Annotated in this window: 25 protein-coding genes; 10 read left to right on the top strand and 15 right to left on the bottom strand. The window is 62.0% G+C overall.

Going from position 1 to position 23,677, the window contains the following annotated elements; all coding sequences use genetic code 11:
- The gene (locus NKH22_RS09045) at positions 1 to 597 is read right to left on the bottom strand and encodes a histidine phosphatase family protein (protein ID WP_023667978.1); all 597 of its coding nucleotides are present in this window, start codon (positions 595 to 597) and stop codon (positions 1 to 3) included.
- Entirely contained in the window at positions 594 to 1,697 is a 1,104-nt protein-coding gene (locus NKH22_RS09040) for an inositol-3-phosphate synthase (protein WP_023681094.1), read from the bottom strand. Before NKH22_RS09040 ends, NKH22_RS09045 begins: the two co-directional genes overlap by 4 nt.
- Positions 1,698 to 1,782: 85 nt before the next feature.
- Between NKH22_RS09040 and NKH22_RS09035 the strand changes: the two genes are divergently transcribed.
- Positions 1,783 to 3,597: a hypothetical protein gene (locus NKH22_RS09035; RefSeq protein WP_352909396.1), complete on the top strand. Its 1,815-nt coding sequence runs from the start codon at positions 1,783 to 1,785 to the stop codon at positions 3,595 to 3,597.
- 8 nt (positions 3,598 to 3,605) lie between these two features.
- Here the strand turns inward: NKH22_RS09035 and NKH22_RS09030 are convergent, their stop codons facing one another.
- From NKH22_RS09030 to NKH22_RS08990, 9 genes are all read right to left on the bottom strand, one after another.
- Positions 3,606 to 3,791 carry a hypothetical protein gene (locus NKH22_RS09030; RefSeq protein WP_023667982.1) on the bottom strand — a complete coding sequence of 62 codons (186 nt, stop codon included), beginning with the start codon at positions 3,789 to 3,791 and terminating at the stop codon, positions 3,606 to 3,608.
- A gap of 94 nt (positions 3,792 to 3,885) precedes the next feature.
- Positions 3,886 to 4,926, bottom strand: a complete 1,041-nt coding sequence (locus NKH22_RS09025; protein WP_352909394.1) for a UDP-glucuronic acid decarboxylase family protein — start codon at positions 4,924 to 4,926, stop codon at positions 3,886 to 3,888.
- Positions 4,927 to 4,949: 23 nt separating this feature from the next.
- Positions 4,950 to 6,053, bottom strand: a complete 1,104-nt coding sequence (locus NKH22_RS09020) for a CgeB family protein (RefSeq protein ID WP_023696370.1) — start codon at positions 6,051 to 6,053, stop codon at positions 4,950 to 4,952.
- Positions 6,050 to 7,144 (bottom strand): CgeB family protein, encoded by a 1,095-nt coding sequence (locus NKH22_RS09015; RefSeq protein WP_023667985.1) that lies wholly within the window; start codon positions 7,142 to 7,144, stop codon positions 6,050 to 6,052. The genes NKH22_RS09020 and NKH22_RS09015 overlap by 4 nt, the downstream gene beginning before the upstream one ends.
- Positions 7,141 to 8,271 (bottom strand): CgeB family protein, encoded by a 1,131-nt coding sequence (locus NKH22_RS09010; protein ID WP_023681098.1) that lies wholly within the window; start codon positions 8,269 to 8,271, stop codon positions 7,141 to 7,143. Before NKH22_RS09010 ends, NKH22_RS09015 begins: the two co-directional genes overlap by 4 nt.
- A 2-nt stretch (positions 8,272 to 8,273) precedes the next feature.
- Positions 8,274 to 9,374, bottom strand: coding sequence for a glycosyltransferase family 4 protein (locus tag NKH22_RS09005; protein ID WP_352909392.1), 1,101 nt, complete (start codon positions 9,372 to 9,374; stop codon positions 8,274 to 8,276).
- Positions 9,359 to 10,651 (bottom strand): TIGR04295 family B12-binding domain-containing radical SAM protein, encoded by a 1,293-nt coding sequence (locus tag NKH22_RS09000; RefSeq protein WP_023833997.1) that lies wholly within the window; start codon positions 10,649 to 10,651, stop codon positions 9,359 to 9,361. The genes NKH22_RS09005 and NKH22_RS09000 overlap by 16 nt, the downstream gene beginning before the upstream one ends.
- Positions 10,648 to 11,721 (bottom strand): GDP-mannose 4,6-dehydratase, encoded by a 1,074-nt coding sequence (locus tag NKH22_RS08995; RefSeq protein ID WP_023833996.1) that lies wholly within the window; start codon positions 11,719 to 11,721, stop codon positions 10,648 to 10,650. The genes NKH22_RS09000 and NKH22_RS08995 overlap by 4 nt, the downstream gene beginning before the upstream one ends.
- On the bottom strand, positions 11,718 to 12,824 hold the full coding sequence (locus NKH22_RS08990; RefSeq protein ID WP_023681102.1) for an NAD-dependent epimerase/dehydratase family protein: 1,107 nt from the start codon (positions 12,822 to 12,824) through the stop codon (positions 11,718 to 11,720). The genes NKH22_RS08995 and NKH22_RS08990 overlap by 4 nt, the downstream gene beginning before the upstream one ends.
- A 217-nt stretch (positions 12,825 to 13,041) precedes the next feature.
- On the opposite strand from NKH22_RS08990, the gene NKH22_RS08985 reads away from it, so the two are divergent.
- Positions 13,042 to 13,317 carry a hypothetical protein gene (locus NKH22_RS08985; RefSeq protein ID WP_023667991.1) on the top strand — a complete coding sequence of 92 codons (276 nt, stop codon included), beginning with the start codon at positions 13,042 to 13,044 and terminating at the stop codon, positions 13,315 to 13,317.
- A gap of 215 nt (positions 13,318 to 13,532) precedes the next feature.
- Here the strand turns inward: NKH22_RS08985 and NKH22_RS08980 are convergent, their stop codons facing one another.
- The 4 genes from NKH22_RS08980 to NKH22_RS08965 all read right to left on the bottom strand — a co-directional run bounded on the left by NKH22_RS08980 (position 13,533) and on the right by NKH22_RS08965 (position 16,860).
- Positions 13,533 to 13,859, bottom strand: a complete 327-nt coding sequence (locus NKH22_RS08980) for a low affinity iron permease family protein (protein ID WP_023681103.1) — start codon at positions 13,857 to 13,859, stop codon at positions 13,533 to 13,535.
- Between the two features lie 110 nt (positions 13,860 to 13,969).
- Positions 13,970 to 14,452: a DUF2269 family protein gene (locus NKH22_RS08975; protein WP_023691442.1), complete on the bottom strand. Its 483-nt coding sequence runs from the start codon at positions 14,450 to 14,452 to the stop codon at positions 13,970 to 13,972.
- On the bottom strand, positions 14,452 to 15,738 hold the full coding sequence (locus NKH22_RS08970) for an SDR family oxidoreductase (protein WP_023807295.1): 1,287 nt from the start codon (positions 15,736 to 15,738) through the stop codon (positions 14,452 to 14,454). Before NKH22_RS08970 ends, NKH22_RS08975 begins: the two co-directional genes overlap by 1 nt.
- A gap of 165 nt (positions 15,739 to 15,903) precedes the next feature.
- Positions 15,904 to 16,860 carry an NAD(P)/FAD-dependent oxidoreductase gene (locus NKH22_RS08965; RefSeq protein ID WP_031202187.1) on the bottom strand — a complete coding sequence of 319 codons (957 nt, stop codon included), beginning with the start codon at positions 16,858 to 16,860 and terminating at the stop codon, positions 15,904 to 15,906.
- A gap of 188 nt (positions 16,861 to 17,048) precedes the next feature.
- On the opposite strand from NKH22_RS08965, the gene NKH22_RS08960 reads away from it, so the two are divergent.
- The 8 genes from NKH22_RS08960 (at position 17,049) to NKH22_RS08925 (ending at position 23,677) form a co-directional block, all read left to right on the top strand.
- Positions 17,049 to 17,390, top strand: coding sequence for a DUF768 domain-containing protein (locus NKH22_RS08960; RefSeq protein ID WP_023696361.1), 342 nt, complete (start codon positions 17,049 to 17,051; stop codon positions 17,388 to 17,390).
- A gap of 156 nt (positions 17,391 to 17,546) precedes the next feature.
- On the top strand, positions 17,547 to 18,581 hold the full coding sequence (locus NKH22_RS08955; RefSeq protein WP_031203154.1) for an ABC transporter substrate-binding protein: 1,035 nt from the start codon (positions 17,547 to 17,549) through the stop codon (positions 18,579 to 18,581).
- A gap of 76 nt (positions 18,582 to 18,657) precedes the next feature.
- Positions 18,658 to 19,359 carry an ABC transporter permease gene (locus NKH22_RS08950; protein ID WP_245260630.1) on the top strand — a complete coding sequence of 234 codons (702 nt, stop codon included), beginning with the start codon at positions 18,658 to 18,660 and terminating at the stop codon, positions 19,357 to 19,359.
- Positions 19,359 to 20,030, top strand: a complete 672-nt coding sequence (locus NKH22_RS08945; RefSeq protein ID WP_023699999.1) for an ABC transporter ATP-binding protein — start codon at positions 19,359 to 19,361, stop codon at positions 20,028 to 20,030. Before NKH22_RS08950 ends, NKH22_RS08945 begins: the two co-directional genes overlap by 1 nt.
- The gene (locus tag NKH22_RS08940; RefSeq protein WP_023821886.1) at positions 20,027 to 21,202 is read left to right on the top strand and encodes a lanthanide ABC transporter ABC transporter substrate-binding protein PedA1; all 1,176 of its coding nucleotides are present in this window, start codon (positions 20,027 to 20,029) and stop codon (positions 21,200 to 21,202) included. The genes NKH22_RS08945 and NKH22_RS08940 overlap by 4 nt, the downstream gene beginning before the upstream one ends.
- Complete coding sequence (locus NKH22_RS08935; RefSeq protein WP_352909390.1) at positions 21,190 to 22,152, top strand: PQQ-dependent catabolism-associated beta-propeller protein; 963 nt, start codon at positions 21,190 to 21,192, stop codon at positions 22,150 to 22,152. The genes NKH22_RS08940 and NKH22_RS08935 overlap by 13 nt, the downstream gene beginning before the upstream one ends.
- Complete coding sequence (locus NKH22_RS08930) at positions 22,149 to 22,874, top strand: lanthanide ABC transporter ATP-binding protein PedB/LutE (protein WP_352909388.1); 726 nt, start codon at positions 22,149 to 22,151, stop codon at positions 22,872 to 22,874. The genes NKH22_RS08935 and NKH22_RS08930 overlap by 4 nt, the downstream gene beginning before the upstream one ends.
- Positions 22,871 to 23,677 carry a lanthanide ABC transporter permease protein PedC gene (locus NKH22_RS08925; RefSeq protein WP_023713344.1) on the top strand — a complete coding sequence of 269 codons (807 nt, stop codon included), beginning with the start codon at positions 22,871 to 22,873 and terminating at the stop codon, positions 23,675 to 23,677. The genes NKH22_RS08930 and NKH22_RS08925 overlap by 4 nt, the downstream gene beginning before the upstream one ends.

Below are 23,677 nucleotides of genomic sequence, written 5' to 3'. Positions count from 1 at the left end.
TCAGGCAGCTTCGTTCATTCGCAGGAGCTTGGAGCCCCAGTCACCCGACACGATCGTCGTAATCGAGGCTGGATCGATGTCGAAGCGGAAGCAGTCGCCGACCGGCAAGCCAAGCACCTTGCAGACGGCGGCTTTGATCACGTCGGCGTGGCTGACCAGGGCGACACACTGATTCGGATGCCGCTCGCGCACTGCGTTCATCAGTGCGACGATCCGCTCCTGGACATCCAGCATGGTCTCGCCGCTCGGTGTCCTGGCCTCCTGCCGCTGGTCGTTCCACGCCCGCCAACCGGCATCGCCATTCAACTCGTCGAAGGTCTTTCCCGACCAATCGCCGAAATCGATCTCGTCGAGTTCGGCGCAGATCGCGATTTCACCGACGCCGCAGGCAAGCGCGATCGGCACGGCCGTCTCTTGCGTACGCTCACGCGGGCTGCACAAGATGGCTTCAATCGGCTCCCGGGCCATGCGGCCACCAAGATGCGCGGCCTGCGCCTTCCCAGCCTCGCCAAGGCAAACGCCATCCATCCGTCCTGCAAGATAGGAGCCGACATTGTCGTGCGCTGCATGACGGATCAAAAAGAACGTTGTCGTCATTCCGCGGCATCCAGCAAAGGCTCGTCCTTGCCGGCGATGAAAGCGAGCGTGCGCTGCCGCGCTTCGGCGTCGGTGAACTGTTCGGGAGGCGACTTCATGAAATAGCTGCAGGGACCGGTCAGTGCTCCCGCTATGCCGCGATCGAGCGCAAGCTTGGCGCAGCGTATCGCATCGATCACCACGCCGGCTGAATTTGGAGAATCCCAGACTTCCAGCTTGAGCTCGGCGTTGAGCGGCACGCCGCCGAAGGTCGTCCCTTCCACTCGGATATAGGCCCATTTGCGATCAGTCAGCCACGGTACGTGGTCGCTGGGTCCGACATGAATATTGCCCGGCTCCAGGGGAACATCGAACTGGCTGGCCACGGACTGGGTCTTGGAAATTTTCTTTGATTCCAGCCGCTCGCGTTCCAGCATGTTGAGGAAGTCGGTGTTGCCGCCGAAATTCAGCTGATAAGTGCGATCGATGCGCACGCCGCGCTCGCGGAAGAGATTGGCCAGCAGGCGGTGAACGATGGTCGCCCCGACCTGGCTCTTGATATCATCGCCGACCAGCGGCAGCCCTCGCTGCTCGAAGCGCCGGCGCCATTCCGGACGTGAGGCGATGAAAACGGGTATGCAGTTGACGAAGGCGCAGCCGGCCTCAAGCGCGCATTCGGCGTAGAAGCGCGTCGCCTCCTCGGAGCCCACCGGCAGGTAAGAGACCAGCACGTCGGCGCCGCTGTTGCGCAGGATTTCGCTGACGTCGGCAACCGGCTCCGGCGCCTCCTCGATTTCGTCGCGCAAGTATTTTCCGATGCCGTCAAGTGTCGGTCCGCGCTCGACGCGAACGCCGTTTGCCGCCGCATCGGCAAAGCGGAACGTGTTGTTCGGGGCGGCGTAGATTGCTTCAGCGACGTCGAGGCCAACCTTGCTCCTGGCGACGTCGAATGCGCAGACAATCTCGATGTCGTCGACATGGTAACCGCCGAGGTCGGCATGCATCAGCCCTGGGATTGGTTCGTTGCTTTTTGCGTGACGATAATAGGAGAGGCCCTGCACCAGGGAGGATGCGCAATTGCCGACCCCGACGATACCGACACGAACCTTTTTCGATCCCACGAAACTGCCGCCCTATGCTGTTCAAAGGTAAGTTCCTGCCGCCGAACCACCAGCGTGCCGGAATGTTCCTTGGCCTGCCGAAAAATTGCGCAAGACAGCATGGATCGAAGCAGCGCTCGCTGCGTTGCCGCAAGGCAAAGCATTGGAAAACCGATCGATGATCGTTTACGGCGACCAGAAGCGGAGGCAGAGCGCAGAACGGCTTCGCGATGCTGCGAGCGAAATTGCTCAAAGTCTGGACCGCATGGCTCATGGCGTCCGACGCCATGCCGCGTTGGTCGGCCTATTCATCAGCGTATCGGAACTGGTTCGCGCGCTTGCCGATGTCGATTTCGAGAACAGCGGCATCGACATCTTTTCGCCGCGGCAACAGCAAGGCGCGAGATTGCTGGTTGGTCTTGCGGCCGAGGTGGCGAAGTCGTGGCGAAGCGGTTTCGCCGTGGGCGGTGGCATCGACCCAGGACTTCTCCAACTGCTGGACGGGTTGGATTGCGAGGCTGAGGTTCTGACCGGTTCTGCCGAGGGTTACGCGCATTACGCGCTTTATCCCGAAAGCTATTTGGGAGCGGCGCAGGAGTCAGGTCTCGATGCGAACACATGCGTGATCGGCATCCGCAGCATCGGCCTGGGGCTTGCCGCCATAGTGGCTGCCGCGATTGGCGCGCCGGCGCCGTTCAGCGTTCGTCCGGTCGGCCATCCTTTCCGCAGGCACATCAATGCCGATCCGCGCTCGATCGCTTCCTGGAAGAACAATCCATCGGCACGCTTCGCCGTTGTAGACGAAGGTCCCGGTCTGTCCGGCAGTTCGATGCACGCCGTCGTCGCGTGGCTGCGGGAACTGGGTATTGGTATGGACCGCATTCACCTGTTTCCCAGCCATCCTGGCAACCCGGGCATCGAAGCGTCACGGGAGGCCAGGGAGACATGGTCGCGCTGTCCGAAACATGTGGCGACGGCGCTCGAATGCACCTTCCCCGAAAGCTCGAACATTCCCACGCTTAGCGAATGGGTGGCCGAGGCGGTCGGCAGCCCCGAATTACGCCTGACCGAACTGTCTGGTGGCGAATGGAGGAGCGTCCACTACGTCGACGAAAAGCATTGGCCGCCGAGCCCGCGCGGCATCGAGCGGCGTAAATTCCTGGCGTCCGCGGGGTGTGGTCGCTGGCTCGTCAAATTCGCCGGCCTCGGCGAAACCGGACGGCGTAAGAGACGAGCCGCGGAAATGTTGGGGAAAGCCGGGTTCGGATCGCAAGTGGTCGGGCTTTGCCACGGCTTTCTGGTCGAACGGTGGATTGACGGCACCACGATGGACCAGGCGCCGCTGCCAAGAGGAAGGCTGGTCGCGGAGTTGGCGCGCTATCTAACCTGGCGGGCGCTCAATCTCCGAACCTGCGAACCGGGTGCATCATTGCTCGCACTCGCGGAAATGGCTGTTTCCAATACATCTGAAGCCCTGGGCGAGAACCGAGCGGCGACGTTGCGCCGTTGGCTCTCGAAAAAAACCCCTGCGTATGTTCTGCAGCGGGTGGAAATCGACGGAAAGCTTCACGCGTGGGAGTTTCTCGTTTGTGCCGACGGCACGGTGCTCAAGACAGATGCCGTCGACCATTGCCGGGCACACGATTTGATTGGCTGCCAGCCGATAGAGTGGGACATTGCCGGCGCCCGTGTCGAATATGGACTATCCGACAGCGATGTGACGACATTGGTCGAGGGGATGGGGCTCGATATTGACAATGGCCACATCGATTTTTTCGAACCCTGCTATTTGGCGTTCCAAATCGGGCTCTGGAGCACGGCTGCGCAATCCGAAAATGGCCAGGAAAAAGCAAGGCTGGCCGCGACCGGAGACCGATACAGGGCGGGGCTGATACGGTTCCTGGACGACTGTCAGGTGTAGCGTTTCGATCAATCCAGCCTTCGTAGCATGTCTGCTTCCTGCTCGAGAATAGCGGCCACTTCCTCGCGCTGCAGATGCGTCATCATCAGGCTGACGCAGCACTCGAGATAGGTGATCGAGGAGCGCCGGAGATAGGCAGCCGCCTCGCGTTCGGCAATCTTGTCGACATCCTTCGCGGGTCGCTTGGGTTGCATGAGGATGATCCTCCGTATCGGGTCCCTCCCGCCAAACTACAAGGTTGGATGGATGTTCCGCACGATCTCCGGGCAGGTCCGGCCGCGGCCCACGTCATGCAGGAAGGTTCTGCAGCCCGCCTGCGGGTCTCCTTTTGGCAAGGCCTGTCATCTGATCGCCGATGCCGGTGCCTTCGAGCGCCGCGAAATAATCGATCGTCAGCTTGAGCCCTTCGTTGAGCGGCACTCTCGGCGACCAGCCGAGCAGCGTTTTCGCACGCGAAATATCAGGCTGCCTGCGCCGAGGATCGTCTTGCGGCAGGGGCAGAAATTTCAGATCCGACTTGGTGCCGGTCATCGCCTTCACCAATGCCGCCAGTCGCACGATGGTGAATTCTCCGGGATTGCCCAGATTGACCGGCTTGCCCGGATTGGGGTCGATGTTCATCAGGCGCATCAATCCATCAATCAAGTCGGAGACATAGCAGAAGGATCGCGTTTGCTGGCCGTCGCCGAATATCGTCAGCGGACGCTTCTCGAGCGCCTGCATGATCAAATTCGAGACGATGCGACCGTCGGCCGGATCCATTCTCGGACCGTAGGTGTTGAAGATGCGCGCGACGCGGACGTCGGCCTTGGCGGCCCTTAGATAGTCGAAGCAAAGCGTTTCGGCGGTGCGCTTTCCCTCGTCGTAGCAGGCGCGTGGGCCGGTGCAGTTCACATGACCTACGTAATCCTCCCTTTGCGGGTGTTGTTCCGGATCGCCATACACTTCGCTCGTCGAGGCCTGCAGCAGTCGCGCGTCATTGCGGACAGCGAGTTCGAGCAGGTTGAGGGTTCCGATCACGCAGGTACGCGTGGTGTGTATCGGGTCCGCCTGATAACGCGGCGGTGAGGCGGCGCAGGCCAGGTTGAAGATGTGATCCACGGGCTCGCCGAGATCCAGTGGCCGGCAGATGTCCTGCTCGATCAACCGGAAACCCGGCCGGTCCATGATCGAGATGATGTTTTCCATGCGCCCGGTCAGAAAATTGTCGACGCAGATCACGCGCCAGCCGTTGCGGAGCAATACTTCGCAAAGATGCGAACCGAGGAAACCCGCGCCGCCGGCAACAAGCACCGTCTTTGCCCTGTGCGCCTTTCTTGTCTGTCGCATCGCTGTTTTCTCCTGTCTGCCGTTCATGCTGCACTTCCAATGTCGAGATCGAGGGCCGTCGCCCTTGGTTGGGTCAGCGCCGCCACGAATTCGCGAGCCCTGGCCGCGCCGGTGTGGGAAGCGAGGACGAGTTTGCGAGCCCGGCCGGCCATGGCCAGGCGTGCGCGCTCGGACTCGCCAACGAGGATATCGATGACATCGTCCGTCTCCGCGGCGGTGTGGATCGCCGACGCGGGAAAGAAGCTGTCGAGCCCTGGCCAGCGGTCGCTGACGATGGGCGTGCCGCAAGCCGCCGCTTCGAACAGGCGCACGCTGGGCGACCATCCTGCGGTGATCATGGAACTGCGTGTGACATTCAGCGTGTAGCGCTGACGGCTATAGAACGCGGCGTGATCGGCTGGCGGCAAATGTTCGATGCGTTCGACATTGTCCGGCCAGATGATGTCGGATGGATATTGGGAGCCGGCCACGACGAAACGGAGGTTCGGCATATGCCGTGCGGGCTCGAGCAGCAGAGCGTTCAGCATTGTCTGCCGGTCCATGCTGTAGGTGCCGAGATAGCCGAGATCCCAGCGGATCGGATCTCCTGTCGGGTGATGCCGTTCCGGATCGACCGAACAATAGAGAGGTTCGGCATGGCGCGCGCCGAAGTCTTGCGCCAGATGGTTGAGCGTTGGGCCGCCAGTGAAGGAGAAATAGACATCGAAATACGGAATTTGCCGCGAACTCAGATAATCGCAATCGTCGGCTGAAAGCTTGGCCAGGGTCACCGGGGTGTCGATGTCGTAAAAGCAGAGCTGCCCCTTGCAAAGCGAGGCGACGATGTCGATGACCTGGCGTCCTTCTGGAACAAAGGATCCGATGACGATGATGTCGGCCTGCTCCAGGCACTGTGCGTAGTCGCGTTGCAGCTCCGCAGTGGTTTCGTAGTAGCGCAAGGCGCAGAACTCCGGATCGCGCAGATCGCGGTGATTGGCGTACCACGGCACGTTGCGCTCCAGAAAAGTCACCCGGTGACCGAGTCCGTGCAAGCCTTTCAAAAGACCCCGGAAAGTCGTGGCGTGGCCGTTTCCCCAGGATGAGGACAGCGACAGGCCGAGAAAGACGATGTCCAGTTTCTTGGTCATTCCGCTGCCTCCACGGCCCCGTGCTCGAAATGACGTTTGAAGACGGCATCCGCCACATCCGCCCGAAGCGCGTAGGTATGGTCCGCCAGCACGCGGTGAAGTGCGGCTTGGCCGATTGCCTTGGCCCGACCGGGGGTCAGCGAGCGCATTATCTCCGCGACATCGCCGCCGTCACGCGCGACCAGGATCTCCTCGCCTGGTTTCAGGAACAGTTCCACGCCCAGCCATGCATCCGTGATGAGACAGGCGCCGGCGCCAGCCGCCTCGAACACTCGCGTGGCCGGTGAAAAACCGTTGGCTGCCATGCTGTCGCGGCTAATGTTCAACACGGCTTTTGGCGTGACATTGAAGGCGTTGTGATCGCGGGTGCCAACATGGCCGAGCCAGCCGACATTGGTTGGGAGCGGCTTGTCGCCCCAACCCGAGCCGCCGAGCAGGAAACGCTGTTTCGGCAGCTGGCTGGCGGGATCGAGGAAAAACGATTCGACACGCGCTTCACGGTCCGGCAGCCGGTTTCCGAGGAACGCCAGGTCGCAGGCAAAACGCGCTTTGCTGGCGACCGGATGGTGCGTTTCGGGATCGAGCGCATTGTAGATGGGCACGCACTCCTTGGCGCCCATGGCACGATAGGCCCAGACAACGGGATCGCCGCCACCATAGGTCAGCACGAGGTCGATCTCCTGCAGTGCACGATGGAGCGGGTGGTCCGGCTCGTCGCGCAACTGGGCAAGCGTGGCTGGCGCATCCACGTCCCAGAATACGACAAGCGCGTCGCTGCGGGCGTGGTCGAGAACGGCGCGAAGCAGCGCCTCGTCTTCGAAACCGACGCCACTCGCCTTGACGACGATGTCGGCGCCGGCGGCACGTGCCGCGACCTGCATCAGCGCATGCTGGGTCGCCTCATAAACGACGACAGTGCACCAGTCGGGAGCTTCGATGTCGCGGTTCTTCTGCCGGTCGTAGACATCGGGTTCGTAGAACGTGATCTCGTAACCCAATTGCGAAAGTGCCTTGAGCAAACCGCGATAGTACGTCGCGGCACCGTTCCAGTAGGACGACAAAAGGCTCGATCCATAGAATGCGATCTTCATGCGACGGCTTCCTTTGCGGCTGTCGGGACGGCGGTGTGTCGGTTCGCGCATTGCGTGAGCACGCCGAGCAACTCGTCGACGCGGTGGCGGCAGGTGTGCCGCGAGCGGATGGTCTCGAGACCCGAGGTCACCAGGGAGGCCGCAAAGTCCTCGTCGGACAACACCGTCCGAAGCTGTTGCCGCATTTGCGAGCCATTCTCGGCAAACAGGAAGTCGACACCGGGCCTGAAAAGCTGCTCGACATCGGACCATGGCGCTGAAATCAGCGGAATGCCGCAGGCGAGTGCCTCGAACATGCGGATCGTCGGGATTCCGGGCAACCTCTCGCGATAGGGGCGCCGTGGAACGTGAACGGTGACACGATGCGCGGCGAAGGCCTTCGGCACGTCGGCATTGGCGATCCACCCCTCATAGCGCAGTCCTGCGGTGGCCAGATCCGCAAGTGCGGTCTTGGGGTAGCGTACGCCGTGAACAGCGGCATCAAGGCCGAGATCGTGCACCGGCTCGATCAGAAACTCCTTGAGTTCGGCGGTCCGCTCATCATCGCCCCAGTTGCCGATCCAGACCAGATCGGAGGTGGGGTGGATCTCCGGGTGCGGCTTGAACAGGCGATCGTCCGCCGCTTCATGCCAAGTGAAGACGCGCTTGCCCCAGCCGGCGCGCAGATAGCTCTCGCGCAAGGTTTCGCCAAAGGCGAGAACGCCGTCATAGTGCTCCAGCCGGAGCGCCGAGAGTGCCTCGGTCGCAGACACGGCCCGGTGGTGGGTGTCGTGAAAAAGAAGGATGAAGTTGCCGCCGGCGGCCCGGGCACGGCCAATACGTGCGACAAGCTCCGGATCCGTCCACTCATGAACGATCACAACGTCGGCCTCGGCAATCCAGGCTTCGTGATCAAATCCGGCGTCGTAGGTCACCGGCATCAGTTCGGGAAAATCCTTGCGGAAGCGTTCGATGGCGAACGACCCCTTCTCAGCCAGCAGATTCGACCGGCTCCAGCCATTCGCCGGCTCCAGCGCAATAGTCTGATGCCGGCGCTGGACCAGCTCTCGCATGACGCCGCGCAGGAAATGGGCATTGCCATGGTTCCAGTCGGAAACGACCGAGTGGGTGTAAAACACAAAGCGCATGATCAGCGCTCCGCCATCGCTAAGGCCGCTTTGTCGTAGACGCCGCGCATAGCCGCTGTCTGCTTTGTCAGCCTAAACCTGCGGCTGCGTCGGATGGCTGCCTGGCCAAGCTCTCGCCGGAGCTCGGCATCGCTGGAGAGACGGTTGAGGCAGGCAGCGAGATCGTGCGGATCGCGCGCGTCAAAGAATATCGCGGCCCCGTCCCATAGTTCGCGATAGGTGGCGATATCGGAAAGCACCAGGGGCGTAGCCGACATGGCGGCTTCCAGCGCGGCCAGGCCGAATGGCTCGTAGAGCGATGGCGATACGAAAATACCCGCGCGAGCCATCAACGAACGCGCCTCGTCGGATGGCACTGCTCCCAGAGGAACAGCATGGCTGAAGCTGACATGCTCGCCGTTTGGGCCGTTCGTCGACCCGGCGGCAAACAGAGGCCATCGCGTCAGGGACGCCGCCTGGTCGACCACCGCGGCATTTTTGCCCTCGTCCCACCAGCGGGCAGCAGCGAACACGAGCGGTTGATGCTTTTCGGCCTTCGGCAGAGGACGGGCACCATTTGTGACCACACTCAAGCGCGCGATCGGGCCGTAGCAGGTCTCTAGCATGTCGGCATGGCTGCGGCTCGGCGCGATGACCGCGTCGGCCCGATCCATGCCGCGTCTGTTGCGCTCCTTCTGCCAGGCCCATGCCCCATCCGCCGCCTGTCCTCTGACCGCATGGAACCAGGTCGTCACGCAGGAATGGGAGACCACCACGACCGGGCATGGCGCGTCGAATCCCGCCGCCTGCGAAGGCGCGTTGAAATGGACAAGGTCGATGGCGTGGTCGCGCATGGGCGCATGCAACTCCCGCGGCAGCGCGTCGAGATCACCGCCGTTGCGGGTCATCCAATCCGGCGGCGTGTTCAGCCAGATCAGCTTCGCGAAAGCCTCCGCCTCGTCGGCCTGGTGCCTGGACGGTGGCGGACCGAGACCGGCAAGCACTACGCTATCGCCGCCGTTGACAAGTTCCCTGGCCAGGTCGAGCGCATAGCGCCACACGCCGCCCACGGCATCGACCGTCATCAGGATGCGCCGCGAGCGCGGCGTCAGTGTCCGCAACATGTCGCCTCCAGTTCCGCCAGCGGACGCGGGCGCCTTTCCTGGATATCGCTGAACTTCTGGAATGATGCGAGATAGTGATCATGGGCGCGCTCCCAGGCGAGGTCGTCGGGTTCGCCCCAAAGCTCGCGATAGCTTGGCGAACTCGGATATGGATAAAGCGGTACGGGTTCATTGGCCCATACGCCGTTGTCGATGAGGTGCGTTCGCCAGTAATCGACGAGGGCAGGGTCATCCTCGACGACGCCGATCAGATTGGCCTGTACGAATGGAACGTGACGCCTGGCATTGACGAGCAGCGCGGCGAGTTCCTCGGTACCCAGCCGGCAGCGCTTCGCCAGCATCGCACGACCTTCCACGGTCAGGCTTTCGAGACCGGCCTCGATGGAGACGCAGCCGGCCGCACCAAGCAATTCCAGCAGCTCGGGCTTCCAAAGGTCGATGCGGGTCTGCACACCGAACTTCACGTCGCGATGGATCAACGCTTCCAACAGCGCTTTTTGCGGCAGGAAGATTTCATCGATGAAATAAATGTAGCCGACGCCCTGGGCAATCAGCCGATCGATTTCCGCTATGACCGCCTCGTGGTTGCGGCGGCGATAGGCATCGCGGAAATCGATCTTGGCGCAGAAGCTGCAATTGTAGGGGCAGCCGCGCGATGCTTCGACCTCCGCGCCGAACCCAACCTGCTTGTCATCGAACCTGTGATGGTGATGCGAATGGGCTGCGATCCAGTCTGATGGCCATTGGAGTGGCGGATGATCGACAAACGAGCTGGCGTGGACGCCGCCGTTCAAAACCACCTTGGCGTCGCGCAGGTAAGCGGTCGAGGGGACCGCGCTCCAGTCGTCGCGCCGGGCAAGTTCCGCGACGATTTCCTCGCATTCGCCGCGCACAACAATGTCGACGCCAAGCTTGCGCAAGGTTGGCGCGGGCGTAGCCGAGCCATGCGGCCCGACCGCGACTGTGCGTCCACCGCGCCCGGCGAGACGGTTGAGGAAATCGGCCGGCACGCGCAACTCGGGTGGTGCGCAGCGCCAGAACAGATAAGTCGGGGCGGTAGTGACGACCGTCATTGCAGGCGCGAAATCAGCCACACGCTCGGAGAGGTCCGAGTTGTCGAGCTTCTGCAATTGCCCATCCAGCATCAACACCTCATGGCCGGCTGTTTCGAGGAGGGATTTCGAATAGCCGAGTTCCAGCGGGAGATGTGGTTGGCGGCAGCCGAAATAGATGCTGTCGTCATAGGTCCAGAACGGGTTTACCAGGGCGATTTTCATGCGACGTACCTCACGACTTCGGGGCGAGGCTGGAGCCGGTGTTGTTGCAGCCAGTCTGCGAGATCGCGAATGCCTTCGCGCCATGAAACACGAGCTTTCCAGCCAAGCATCGCTTTGATCTTGCGGGTGTCGGCGACGAAGAAGGGCTGATCGCCGGTGCGTTCGTCATCATGGCGGATCGAAAGCTCACGGCCGGTCAAGCTACGGATCTCGCTCAACAGCATGCGCAGGCTGATCGCATTATCGGGGCCGCCGCCAAGATTGAATGCCTGGCCTTTGGTCGTCTCGATACGATCGAGCGTGGCCCTGTAGGCGGCGACCGCATCGGAGACATGCAGTATATCGCGCACTTGTCTGCCGTCGCCGTAAATGGTGATTGGACGTCCCGTCAGCGCACTCAGCAGGAAGTGCGCGACCCAGCCTTGATCCTCGGTTCCGAACTGGCGCGGCCCGTAGATGCAGCTCATCCGCAGCACCGCCGTGGGCATGCCGTAGGATTTGGCATAGTCGAGCACATATTGGTCCGCCGCGCCTTTGGAGCAGCCATAGGGCGTGCAGAAATCCAGGCCGTGGGTCTCGTCGATGCCATTCGCTTGGATGATGCCGTCGCAAGGCAGGTAACGATCGCCGTCCTCGCGCACCGCGACGTCGGGCAGGCTGCCATAGACCTTGTTGGTGCTGGCGAAGACCACCGGAACAAACTCACTGCTCAGCCGCGCCGCCTCGAGGACATTGAACGTTCCTCGAAGGTTGATGTCGAAATCCTCGTCCGGTTGGACCAGGCTCGTTGTGACGGCGGTTTGCGCGGCCAGGTGGAAGATCGCCTTGGAACTCTTCAGAACGGGCGCAAGCGCGTTGGCGTCGCGCACGTCAATCGTTTCGACCATGAGGCGGCTTCCGTGTTTCTGCACCAGCCATTCAAGGTTCTGTTCGACGCCGGGGCGGCTGAGATTGTCGATCACCAGCACCGGCTCGCCATCCGACAACAGGCTGTCGGCCAGGTTCGATCCTATGAAGCCGCTGCCGCCGACAATGGCGACGGGCGCGTCGCGTCGATTGCGCGTATTCATGACACCAGCCCACGTTCTTCAAGCTCGCGTTTCATGTCGGCGCCGCGGTCGATGGCGGACGAGTTGCGCACCCAGGAAACGAAATCGGCGAGGGAATTCTCCAGTTGTTGCCTCGGCTCGAAACCGAGCAGCTCACGGGCCTTGGAAATATCGGCGAAGCAGTTGCGGATATCCCCGGAGCGCGCCTTGCCGAGCAACTCTGGCGAGCGGTCCGGCGTTCCCATGGCCTCGGCAAGTACCCGCGCGACGTCGCTGATAGCATAGGCTCGGCCGCTGCCGATGTTGATGACGTGACCCCTTGCCTGGCGTTGCTGCAGCGCAAGACGAAAGGCGCGGGCGACGTCATCCACATGGACGAAATCGCGTTTCTGTTCGCCATCCTCGAAGATCATTGGACGTTGGCCGTTGGCGAGACGCGAAGCAAAATTGGCCAACACGCCGGTATAGGGGTTCGATAACGCCTGGCCGGCGCCGAAGACGTTGAACAGGCGCAGCGCGACCGCATCGATGCCATAGGCTTCGCCGAAGATCAGCACGGCGCGTTCCTGGGCGTATTTCGTCAGTGCATAAATAGAGGCGAGATCGACCGGCTTTTCCTCGTCCGTCGGCAGGGGGGAGAGGGGCTCGCCTTCCGGCGACAGCGGATTCCATTGCCCGTTTTTGATGTCGCTCGCCTTGCGCCGGGCATTGTCGATGCGCCGGCCGTCCGATGTAGCATAGAGGCCCTCGCCATAGACACTCATCGATGAGGCGACGACAATGCGCTCGACCGGGTGTTTGATCAGCGCCTCGAGCAGCGTCGCGGTGCCGAGATCGTTGGTGCCGACATAGCGCGCGATCTCGTACATCGACTGTCCGACGCCGACTTCCGCGGCCAGATGAATGACCGCGTCAACGCCTTCCAGCGCCTTGGCGACCGCCTCCCGGTCCCGAATGTCGCCCTTGATCAGCTCGGCCCCGGCGGGAAGGGCGACTGTTTCGCCTGCGTGCACCTGCTCCAGCAGCACATCCAAAATGCGAACCGAATAATCCTGCTCGATGAGTTCCTGGGCGACATGCCGGCCAATGAAGCCGCAGCCCCCTGTAACCAATATCCGTTTCACGACCACTCCTCAGACAGGTAATCTTGGCGACCCGAACTTTTCGGCAAAAGGTTTGTTCCCTTGGCTTCAACAAAGTTCCTTTGGCCGGCTTCGTTCGGAAGCAGCCACATCGCGCTCGCCGCGCCGTGCCGGAACATTGCCGCCCTTGTGCTGTTAGGACGCCGGCAGCCCCGACGATGCCCGATGTTGGCAACGCCGATGATCAAAGGAGATTTCAATGTCCCAGTCGCAAACGACCACCAATCACGACGAAATCCGCAAATGGGCCGAGGAGCGGGATGGACGCCCGGCAGTGGTTCGCACCAAAGGCGCGGGCGGCATCCTGCGGATCGACTTCGGCAAACCCGAGGAAGCATTCGAGCCGGTCGAATGGGACGAGTTCTTCCGCATATTCGACGAGAACGATCTGGCCTTTCTTTACCAGTCCAAGACTGGTGACGGACAAACCAGCCGTTTCAACAAGTTCGTCGAGCGCAACCAGAAGGGCGAATGACGCATTTCGAGCCGGCCGATTTGCCCGACCTGGTTCTCGGGCAAATTTTTCTGGATGCGGTGGAACAATAGGGGGCTCCGATCCTTCGGTCGCTGAACCACAGCCGCAGCAAGGATCGAAGGCCTGGGCCTGAGCGCAGGAGGCGGCGGGGCTGGATAGGCGTCAAAAGCTGGAAACCCGCTACTCGTCCTGCCGTGAAACCAAAACGCCGCTCATCAGTCGTCCTGCTGCCTGCGGTGGCGGTGTTTTTCGATTTCCTCGGGCTCTTCATCGTCGATCCGCGTGATGTTCGAGGCATTGTGGTCTGATCGCAGGATCTCATCCAGTTTGGCGTGAATGGCCTGAGTGTCGCGGTGCTCGGCACGCTGGATGAACAGCGTCATGGCCCACGTAAACAAGGTAGCCGCTCCATGCCAGTCCAGGGTTTGTCGCTCGAAGATCATCCAAAGGATTGCGTAGACCAACAGGATCAGGAATGCCGCGGGGCGGGAGGTTAATGTGCCGATTGAAGTAAGCACGCCGGTGACGGGATGATTGGCCATGCGAAAGAACTCGCGGCAGTGACCGTGGTTCCCGACCGCAGTGCATCGCGCCGGCACGAGCCAGCTAGGCGCGACGAATGAATTCACGGCGCAGTGCTTGCCGATCGCAGCTACAACGATGACCACTCGATTGCCGGGCGCGCAATCATCAGCCAGAAAATGGCGAGCACGGCGCCGAAAGCTGGGAAGCCGAAGACAAACCAGCGTCTGAACAGCTGATGGTAGCGCTCGGGAGGAGGTTGGTTGGAGAGTGCGGCCTGTGTGGCTAGATTTCGCATCTCGATCTGCATCCACACGACAGGCAGCCAGAACAGGCCCGTTAAGATGTAGAGCAGGATCGAGAGAACGATCCATCCTTCGGACAGCGAATACCCCGCAACCCTAGCGAGGCCCAGTCCGGTCAGAGGTTGTGCGACAACGGCCGTAGCCGTGAACAGGAAATCAGCCAGCACGACAATTCGGGCGACAGCTGCGATCGTCGCGGCATTCCCGGTCCGGTGTGCCAAAAGCATGAAAAAAGCAATGCCGGCACCAGTTCCGAGCAGCACAGCAGCGCCGATCACGTGCAGGTATTTAAGCACGAAGTACGTCATCAGCGTTCCTCCAGAATGGCCAGCGCTGCAAAATGCAGAACGAGGATCGGGAGGATTTTGATCAACGGCCCGAGTGGCTCAAGCCAAAGATCCGGCCGCAGAATGCTCCCAGCGATCGCATAGAAAAGCGATACCGCGATTGCGCCGAAAAGACCAAGCCGGCTGGTTGGGCGACAGGCGATAAGCGCCCCGACGGCGATGTCAGCCAGCGCGCCGGCGACTACCGCCGGTTCGGCCAAGGGGCCGGCAGCAGTGCCAATCAGCAAGTCAACTCCGCTGCGCCAGCCGGCAGTGAGGGAAATGATGCCCGTCATGATCCAGAAGAGCGGCAAGACGACAAAGAGCGCCGGCTTGACGAAGTAAAGACCGGCGAACCATCGCTCCTGCACCGTCGCAGGATTTAAACGCAGTGCAGATGTAAGACTTGATGGTTGAATGCCGGTCGCCGTCATCCAGGGTTGGGGATCGCCGACAGCGCCACGGGCAATCTCTTTTGCTGCATTGCTGCGCATCGGCGGGCGCCAGCCCAGCTGAGCCGCGGCATCCCCGAACCTGTACAAGATAGCTGCGGCCCAATTGGGCAAGATGAACTCCCGAGCACTGCTCCATCCGAACCAGCGGCGATAGCGACCCACGACCTCGCTCATCGAAAGTGCCTCGGGCCCAGCCAGGTCCAGCTTGAGGTGCGATGGGCTGCCGGGTTTGAGGAAGAACAGGACGGTGGAGATCACGTCATCGAGTTGGACGACTTGGAGACGGCCCGTGTCGGGCATCAACGGCAAGAGCGGCAACGCCGCGAGGCCGCGAAAAAGTGCACTTGCGCCGAAGGCCGGCCTTCCCAGCACTACGGAGGGGCGCAGGATGACCCAGTCAAGGCTACGTGCCATCAGTGCCTCATCGCCGGCGAGCTTGCTGGCGGAAAAGGCGGACGGCTGCTGGCGATCGACCCCGATGGCAGAAAAGTGGATCACCTTATTCACACCTGCGTGCTCACACGCGGTGAAGAGAGCCGAGGCGCCGGTAGAATGGACATGCCGGGTGTTTTCCCGGGCACTATCCTGCAGGACGCCGGCACAGTTTACGACGGCGTCCACACCGGCGAGGTAGGGGGTCCAGTCCTGAGGTCGCAAGCCCCGCGCCATATCCACGGAAACGGTTTGGATCTCCGGGTGGACGCCAGTGTCTGCGTGGTGAAGCACGCGAACCACTTCATGACTCTCGCCGGCCAAACGCGCGCAAAGCGCGGCTCCAATCAGACCTGACGCGCCGGTGACGAGAATTTTCATTCCTTCCTCCAGCCGTTCGCCAGCGCGTGCCCGTCCATCAACCCAGCGGCTGCGCCTGGGAGAACTCTAGCAAAGCCGAAGCCGGTAGTCTCACGCCGGGTGGAACAGGTTCCGGGCATCAACGCAGCCAAAGGTGAGCCGGTACGGTGCGCTCGCATCTGCAGGTCAACTTCGCCGGAAGTTCGTCGCCGGCTCGGCGCAATCGCGGAGGTCGTTATGAATGTGAGTTGCAGCCTTGGCGGCGTCTCCGAACGCAACAGCAATTTGATTGAGCCCCTCGGCCACGTCGCCAATGGCATAGAGTCCTGGCGTTGAAGTCTCAAGGTGTCGGTTGACCAGGACATAGCCTTCTGCGTCACAGTTAGCCCCCAGAGCAACCGCGAGTTCGGAGCGTACGTCGCTGCCCATCGAAGGGTACACCACATCGATGTTGCGCATCGGGGCGCCCTCGGCCATGACGACATCGAACCCGGTTCGTCGAGGGATCAGGTCATCGACCGCGTCCCAGATTTCAACTCCGCCTGCCAAGGCGGCGCCGCGGGCAGCTTCGGAAACATCATCCTGGTTATTGGCGAGCAAGGCGACCTGACTGCCATATCCCTTCAGGAACAGAGCCTCCCTGACGGCGAGATGCTCCGGACCAACAACGCCGATGCGGCTACCCCGGGCCTCATATGCATCGCAAACCGGGCACAGTCTGACAATGCCGGTTGCGATCGCCTCCTCCAGTCTTTCAATGGGAGGTGCCTTGTCCACAATGCCCGTTGCCAGAATCACGCGCCTTGCTTGGACAATCCCGCAGGTGGTCGTCAGAACAAAAAACCCCTCGCGTTTTTCGGCGTGGCCTACGCAACCATGGACAAGGCTCGCGCCGTATAGCTGTGCCTGGGCTCGTAGGCGGCCGAGCAGTTCTTCCCCGCTGATGCCGTCGGGGAAGCCGGGACAGTTGCGGGATTTTGGGATGAGCTTGGCACGCGCATGCCCCGCGTCGAGCGAGATCACCGAACGCAGAAACCTGGCTAAATACATGGCTGCAGCGAGCCCCGCGGGGCCGCCGCCGACGATGGCAACGTCAAAAACTTGTGCGCCCGAAAAGCTTGGTTCGCCCGAAAAGCTTGGCATCGGGCCTAACTTCAACTCAACGAGCTTGTTCCACAGGGTCGAAATGGACGCAATCAGGATGCACACTGCACAATAAGAGTGAACTCCAATCGAGTCGTGAAGAGAAAGGCCACTGCCTCATCAAGCCTGCAAAAACCTCGTGGCTCCCAACGCTGTGAGTACAGCACCACTGGGAAAGTGAACGCATCATGGAACTTCGGCTCACCGTCGCGCTTAGTTTGGCGAAAGGGTGGTCTGAGATGAGCGCGACCAGAGAGTTTTTTCAAAACTGGCTACAGGAGAATGTCGGCACACTTCCTGGTCGAGAGGAAGTCAGCGTCGCGGTGCTCGCTCAGCAATTCGAGCAAGATGCCGAGGTGGCTGGTTATGGGCGTGAAGTAAGGGAGGACGAACTCGGAAACATCGAAGATGCTATCGTGCAAGCGATCGAGAACGCCGGGTCCGGGGTGCAGAGCCCGAGCTCCGAAAAGAGCGATCCGGCACCTGTAATGGACGCGTTGGAGGTCGATGATGCCAAGAGCGGACCGTAGCCCCTGACACCTTCTTCTGTTCGCCTGAACAAGCCCCCGGACTGCCGTACGAGCCGAAAAACGGACCTTAGGTGCTTTCCCGTTAGTTCCATGCACCATCGAGGAACATTCCTGCCGCCACCGCGTTAGGAAAGTTCCTTCACACCCGGTGCGCCCGTGCTGACTGCTACCCTTCCAGGCGAATGGCTGACCCGGCATGATCAGGGTCACATCTCGCGGCGGGCCGCTCTTGCGGGTATTTGTTGCTGGCTATTGGGTGCTTCCGCTGAAGCCGCGCCACAGCCATCGCCGCTCGTGCGATTTGGCGTGCTGGGATTTGGCACCGCCGCCTGGGAAGTTGCCGTCATGCGGCGACATGCGTTGGACACTGTGCACGGCGTATCAATCGAGGCTCAGCGGCTTGCCGGGACCGAAGTCGGTAAGACCGCATTGCTGGCGGGCAGCGTCGACGTCATCGTTTCGGACTGGGTGTGGGTCATGCGCCAGCGTAGCGAAGGCGCTGATCTGGTGTTCTATCCCTATTCTCGTGCCGTCGGCGCGCTGGAACTGCCGCAAGGCTCGTCCATTCGAACTCTTGCGGACCTCAAGGGCAAAAGGCTGGGGATCGCAGGTGGTCCGCTGGACAAAAGCTGGATCCTGTTGCGCGCTCTCGGCCTCCGTCAGGTGAAGCGCGATCTTGCTGAAGAGGTGGAGCCAGTGTTCGGCGCGCCGCCTTTGTTGGAGCAGGAATTTCTGGCGGGGCGACTGGATGCACTGCTGACGTTCTGGAATTTCGCCGCCCGTCTCGAGTCAGAGGGGGCAAGGCCTCTGCTCAGTGTCGCGCAAATCCTGCAGGGGCTTGGCGTATCCGTGGACTTGCCGATGCTCGGCTACGTCTTCCATGAAAGCTGGGCGCGGGCCAACCCGATAGCCCTCGCGCGATTCACGAGCGCGACCGCGGCAGCGAAGTCGCTGCTCGAGTCTTCGGACGACGAGTGGCGGGTGCTCGCGCCTCAATTGGGCACGGACGATCCTCACCTACAGGCGGCGTTACGCGCCGCCTATCGAGCCGGAATCCCTCGTCGTTTCGGCAAAGACGAACGTGATGGCGCGGCCCGGTTGTTTGCAATCCTGGCCAAATTGGGCGGCGAGGATCTGGTCGGCAAGGCGACGAGCCTCGATCCTGGTGTCTTCCGGGCCATACCGGCTTGAGCTCGCGCCAATGACCGATGTCCCAGCGTTCCCCATCACAATGCAGCGTTGGCAATCGGCTGCGGCATTGCTGACCATGGTGCTCGTCTGGCAGATTGCATCATCGATCGCCGCCGATCGGCTGTTTCCTGGTCCGGTCCAGGTTGTTTCGGTTCTCCTGCACGAAGCGGTTCGGGGCGAGCTGCCATACCATTTGGGCATCTCGCTTGCGCGCGTCGTGGCAAGCCTCGGGTCGGCAATAGTCATCGGCGCGGCCCTTGGCTACGCGGCAGGCCGCTCGCACAGAGCCGAGATATGGATGAGGCCTTGGATCGTGTTACTCCTCAACATGCCGGCGCTGATCACGGTCATTCTAATTTATATCTGGCTTGGTCTTGCCGAGACCGCGCTTGTCCTTGCGGTCGCGCTCAACAAGATCCCCAATGTCGTGGTGACTATTCGTGAAGGCGCCAGCCGGCTGGACAAGGACTTTGCCGAAATGGCTGAGCTCTATCGCTTCGGGCGTGCTGCAAAGCTGCAGCATGTCGTGCTGCCGCAATTGGCGCCGTTCTTTCTCGTCACCCTGCGCAGCGGGCTGGCACTAACGTGGAAGATCGTGTTGCTCGCCGAACTGCTCGGCCGCTCCAACGGCGTCGGGTTCCAGCTACAGGTCTATTTTCAGAACTTCGACGTCACCCACATCCTTGCCTATGCGATCAGCTTCGGCGTTGTGATGCTTGCCATAGAGTATGGACTGCTTGTGCCGTTGGAACGTCGTCTGTTCGCCTGGCGACGCTGATGCTGAGGATCAGGATCGAGGACAAGACTTTCCCCGGTGACGACGGACAGCGCCGGACGATCTTTCGCGCGCTGTCGCTTGATATAGCCGACGGACAGGTCTGCGTCCTGACCGGCCCTTCCGGTGTCGGCAAGTCGACGCTGCTGTCGATCGTTTCGGGCGTCGACCGCGAATTTCGCGGCAGCGTGAGCGGACGACCGCTTCCGATAGGCATGCTGTTCCAGACACCGAGGCTGCTGCCCTGGCTCACCGCCTTGCGCAATGTAGAGATGGCCATCCCGGATCGCGCGCCCGATGCGGCCCGGTGGCTTGCCGCTGTCGGCCTGAAAGGCAATGAGAAGAGCTATCCGCAGCGACTCTCGGGCGGCATGGCGCGGCGCGTAGCGCTTGCCCGGGCGCTCGCCGTGGAGCCTGCGCTCCTGCTCCTCGACGAGCCATTCGCTTCACTCGACGAGGCGACCGCGCAAGCCATGCGCCGCCTGCTGCAGGATTGTTTCGCCAGTCGGCGGACTACCACGCTGCTGGTTACGCATGATCTCGCATATGCCTCGTCGCTGGGTGATCGGGTTATTGTTCTGGAGGGATCGCCGGCCCGCATCGTGCGCGATGTCGCAATCTCTCGTGGCGATGAAGCGGGATCGTCGCGCTTTGGGCTGGGGGCGACACAATGAGACTGTTGCTGGGCCTTCTCTTTCTTTTGCTGATCACCGGCCCTGGCGCCACCGAGCAACAGACGATGGTGATCGGGTATATCGGCCAGGAGCGCAAACCGGCTCTGCCCCTTGGACCCCTTGATGAAACCGTCACCGACGACGGCCTGCAAGGCGCACGGCTCGGCATTGCCGACGACGAAAGCACCGGCCGGTTTCTTGGGCAGAAATTTCGGCTGGAGGAAAGGATATTGAAACCAACCGAAACGCCGGACGACGCGGTAAGACAATTCGCCGATGCCGGCATCGCCTTTGTCGTCGCCGATCTCGACGCCAGTCAGCTTCTACAGGCCAGTGCCGCGCCCGGTGCCGAGCAGATGACGTTGCTCAACAGCCGGGCGCCGGACGACGTGCTTCGCCAACAGGGCTGCCGTCGGAACGTGCTGCACACGATCCCGAGCCGCGCCATGCTCGCCGACGGGCTGGCGCAATATCTCGCCTGGAAGCGCTGGCAGCGTTGGTTCCTGCTTGTGGGGCCGCATTCGCAGGATCAGGCGATGGCTGCGGCCTTTCGACGGGCGGCGGCTCGCTTCGGAGCCGAGATCACGATCGACCAGCCGTGGACATTCAGGCCCGCCAACGGACGTGCCGATACAGGGCATGTCACGCTGCAGACCGAAATACCGGCGGTCACGCAGGTCAGCGACTATGATGTGCTCGTGGTCGCCGACGAGGCGGATGAATTCGGCGCCTATCTGGAGGGCCGCACCGCGCTGCCGAGAATCGTCGCCGGCACGCAAGGGCTTGTCGCCACAGGCTGGAGCGCTGTCAGCGAGGAATGGGGCGCCACGCAACTGCAGGACCGTTTCCACAGGCAGGCAGGGCGCTGGATGTTGCCCAGCGACTACGCGGCCTGGCTCGCTGTGCGCAGTATCGGCGAAGCGGCGACGCGCCTGCACAGTCTCGATCCCGCGGCAATCGGCAGATATATACGAGGCGACGCGTTTCTTCTCGCTGGCTTCAAGGGGCAGGGGCTTAGTTTCCGTCCCTGGGACGGACAGATGCGCCAGCCCATTTTGATCGCCGGGCCTCGCCTCTTGATTTCCAGCTCACCGCAACCGGGCTTCCTGCATCAGCGCACGCCGCTCGACACGCTGGGCATCGACCTGGAGGAGAGCACATGCAAGTTCTGATGACGCTGTTGTTGGCGGCGTTCGCTCTTGCTGCTCCCGCCGCCGCCGAGACCATCTACGTTTCCAATGAGCAGGATAATACCGTCGCGGTCGTCGACGGCGTGATAATGACTTTGCTGGCGACGATCGATGTCGGCCGCCGTCCGCGCGGGCTGGCACTGTCGATCGACAACAAGATGCTGTTCGTCGCGGAAGGCGACGACAACCGCATCGACGTGGTCGACGTCGCGAAGCGGCGGGTTGTCGGGGAATTGCCTTCGGGAGCCGATCCGGAATTCTTCGCAGTCCATCCCGATGGCAAGCGGCTGTTCGTCGCCAACGAGAATGACAATCTGGTGTCGGTGGTGGACATCGCCGCGGCCAAGGTCATCGGCACCGTGGATGTCGGCGTCGAACCGGAAGGAATGGCGGCCAGCGCCGACGGCCGCTATGTCGCCTGCACTTCGGAGACCACCAGCATGGTGCATCTGATCGACGCAGGCACGCTTGAACTCGTCGACAATCTGCTGGTCGATACCCGGCCGCGCGCGGCTTTATTCTCGCCGGACGGTAAGCAATTCTGGGTGTCCTCGGAGATCCGGGGCACCGTCACCGTCTTCGACACGGCAACGCGCGTGCAGACCGGCAAAGTCGAGTTCGAGGTGCCGGGTATACGACGCGAGGGTGTGCAGGTGGTCGGCATGGCGACGTCCCGCGATGGCACGACCGTCTATGTGGCGCTCGGCCCCGCCAACAGGATTGCGGAAGTCGATGTGAAAACGCTGACGGTCCGTCGGCTCTACCTTGTTGGCCAACGACCTTGGCACGTTGCGCTCTCCGGCGACCAGAAGCGCCTGGTCAGCGCAAACGGGAATTCCGGCGATATTTCGTTTATCGATCTGGAAAACCAGGAGGTGGTGAAATCGCTGCCGGTGGGGCGGGGACCGTGGGGCGTCGTGATCGGGCCATGAACGCCTTGTCGGTCGAGAATCTGGGCCATAGTTTCGGAAACCGGCGGGTTCTCGACGGCGTCTCTTTCTCTGTGGCCCAAGGCAGGATGTGCATCTTGCTAGGCCGCAATGGCGCCGGCAAGACGACGTTGTTCTCGCTGATCACCGGTCTTTATCACGCCCGCTCCGGCTCGGTGCATGTCTTCGACCAGGCGATGGATGTCAACCCGTCCGCCGCGTTGGCGCAGATGGGGGTCGTCTTCCAGTTGCCGACCCTCGACCTCGATCTGACGGCCGGCGAGAACCTGCGTTACCACGCGGCCTTGCATGGGCTTAGCCAGGCCTTGAGCAAGGAGCGCTCCATCCACGAACTCGGCCGGCTGGACGTGCTGGACAGGATCGACGATCCTGCCCGAGCGCTTTCCGGGGGGCAGCGTCGCCGTGTCGAGATAGCACGCGCTCTGATGCATAGCCCACGCCTTTTGCTGCTGGATGAGCCGACCACCGGGCTCGACGTGACGGGCCGCCGCGCGCTCGAGCGGCACGTGCGGGAGCTTTGCCGTGAGCGCGGCATTGCCGTCCTGTGGGCAACACATTTTCTGGAAGAACTAACGGCGGATGACGATGTGGTGGTGCTGCATCGAGGCACAATGCGGTGGGCCGGCCGCGCCGATCGCCTGGCTGCCGATCTCGGTGTAGCGAGCACGGGCGAGGCCTTCGCGTCGCTGACGGAGTCCGAATGAAAACGTCTCACGCCGTGCGCGCGCTCAACGGCATCCTGCGCAGGGAGATGCTGCGGACGTTGCGGCAACGCGGCCGGCTGCTCTCGGCGATGGTACGGCCGCTGGTCTGGCTGGCAATCTTTGCCGCTGGCTTCCGCTCCGTTCTCGGTCTGTCGATCACGCCACCCTACCAGACCTATGTTCTCTATGACGTGTATGTGGTGCCTGGGCTAGCGGCCATGATGCTGCTCTTCCATGCCATGGCGAGTTCGCTGGCCATGGTCTACGATCGCGAGATGGGCAGCATGCGCCTGTTGCTGACCGCACCATTGCCGCGCTGGTACCTGCTTGCGGCGCGCCTGCTGGCCAGCGTGATCGTTGGCGTGCCGCTGGTCTATTTGTTTCTGTTGATCGCGCGTTTCTGGGATGTGCGGCCGCCCGTTCTCGGCTACGTCGCGGTATTTCCGGCGCTCGTGCTGGCGGGCCTCATGCTTGGCGCGTTCGGACTGCTTGTCTCCTCGGTTTCGACACAGATGGAGAACTTTGCCGGTGTCATGAATTTCGTCATCTTTCCGGTGTTCTTTGCCTCGACGGCGCTCTATCCGCTGTGGCGGCTTGCCGAGGCGGGACCGGTGCTGGCAACAATCGCCGCCTGGAACCCGTTCAGCTCGGCGGTCGAGCTGATACGCTTCGCGCTCTATCTGCGGTTCGATCCTGTCGCGGCGGTTGTGGTCCTTGGCTGCCTCATCGCCTTCTTCCTCGCGGCGGTCATCGGCTATGACCCCGGCCGCGGCTTGTGGTCCCGGCGCGGCGGCGAGGGATGA

Source organism: Mesorhizobium sp. M1252 (genome assembly GCF_040318265.1).
Taxonomy (GTDB): domain Bacteria; phylum Pseudomonadota; class Alphaproteobacteria; order Rhizobiales; family Rhizobiaceae; genus Mesorhizobium.
Note: the sequence above shows the minus strand (reverse complement) of the source record. Positions and strands in the feature narration are given on the sequence as shown.

Bases quoted from the DNA above. Each gene is read 5' to 3' on its own strand.
- NKH22_RS09045 (WP_023667978.1), bottom strand. From the start codon at position 597: ATGACGACAACGTTCTTTTTGATCCGTCATGCAGCGCACGACAATGTC.
- NKH22_RS09030 (WP_023667982.1), bottom strand. From the start codon at position 3,791: ATGCAACCCAAGCGACCCGCGAAGGATGTCGACAAGATTGCCGAACGC.
- NKH22_RS09025 (WP_352909394.1), bottom strand. From the start codon at position 4,926: ATGCGACAGACAAGAAAGGCGCACAGGGCAAAGACGGTGCTTGTTGCC.
- NKH22_RS09020 (WP_023696370.1), bottom strand. From the start codon at position 6,053: ATGACCAAGAAACTGGACATCGTCTTTCTCGGCCTGTCGCTGTCCTCA.
- NKH22_RS09015 (WP_023667985.1), bottom strand. From the start codon at position 7,144: ATGAAGATCGCATTCTATGGATCGAGCCTTTTGTCGTCCTACTGGAAC.
- NKH22_RS09010 (WP_023681098.1), bottom strand. From the start codon at position 8,271: ATGCGCTTTGTGTTTTACACCCACTCGGTCGTTTCCGACTGGAACCAT.
- NKH22_RS09005 (WP_352909392.1), bottom strand. From the start codon at position 9,374: ATGTTGCGGACACTGACGCCGCGCTCGCGGCGCATCCTGATGACGGTC.
- NKH22_RS09000 (WP_023833997.1), bottom strand. From the start codon at position 10,651: ATGAAAATCGCCCTGGTAAACCCGTTCTGGACCTATGACGACAGCATC.
- NKH22_RS08995 (WP_023833996.1), bottom strand. From the start codon at position 11,721: ATGAATACGCGCAATCGACGCGACGCGCCCGTCGCCATTGTCGGCGGC.
- NKH22_RS08985 (WP_023667991.1), top strand. From the start codon at position 13,042: ATGTCCCAGTCGCAAACGACCACCAATCACGACGAAATCCGCAAATGG.
- NKH22_RS08980 (WP_023681103.1), bottom strand. From the start codon at position 13,859: ATGGCCAATCATCCCGTCACCGGCGTGCTTACTTCAATCGGCACATTA.
- NKH22_RS08975 (WP_023691442.1), bottom strand. From the start codon at position 14,452: ATGACGTACTTCGTGCTTAAATACCTGCACGTGATCGGCGCTGCTGTG.
- NKH22_RS08970 (WP_023807295.1), bottom strand. From the start codon at position 15,738: ATGAAAATTCTCGTCACCGGCGCGTCAGGTCTGATTGGAGCCGCGCTT.
- NKH22_RS08965 (WP_031202187.1), bottom strand. From the start codon at position 16,860: ATGCCAAGCTTTTCGGGCGAACCAAGCTTTTCGGGCGCACAAGTTTTT.
- NKH22_RS08960 (WP_023696361.1), top strand. From the start codon at position 17,049: ATGGAACTTCGGCTCACCGTCGCGCTTAGTTTGGCGAAAGGGTGGTCT.
- NKH22_RS08950 (WP_245260630.1), top strand. From the start codon at position 18,658: ATGGTGCTCGTCTGGCAGATTGCATCATCGATCGCCGCCGATCGGCTG.
- NKH22_RS08945 (WP_023699999.1), top strand. From the start codon at position 19,359: ATGCTGAGGATCAGGATCGAGGACAAGACTTTCCCCGGTGACGACGGA.
- NKH22_RS08940 (WP_023821886.1), top strand. From the start codon at position 20,027: ATGAGACTGTTGCTGGGCCTTCTCTTTCTTTTGCTGATCACCGGCCCT.
- NKH22_RS08935 (WP_352909390.1), top strand. From the start codon at position 21,190: ATGCAAGTTCTGATGACGCTGTTGTTGGCGGCGTTCGCTCTTGCTGCT.
- NKH22_RS08930 (WP_352909388.1), top strand. From the start codon at position 22,149: ATGAACGCCTTGTCGGTCGAGAATCTGGGCCATAGTTTCGGAAACCGG.
- NKH22_RS08925 (WP_023713344.1), top strand. From the start codon at position 22,871: ATGAAAACGTCTCACGCCGTGCGCGCGCTCAACGGCATCCTGCGCAGG.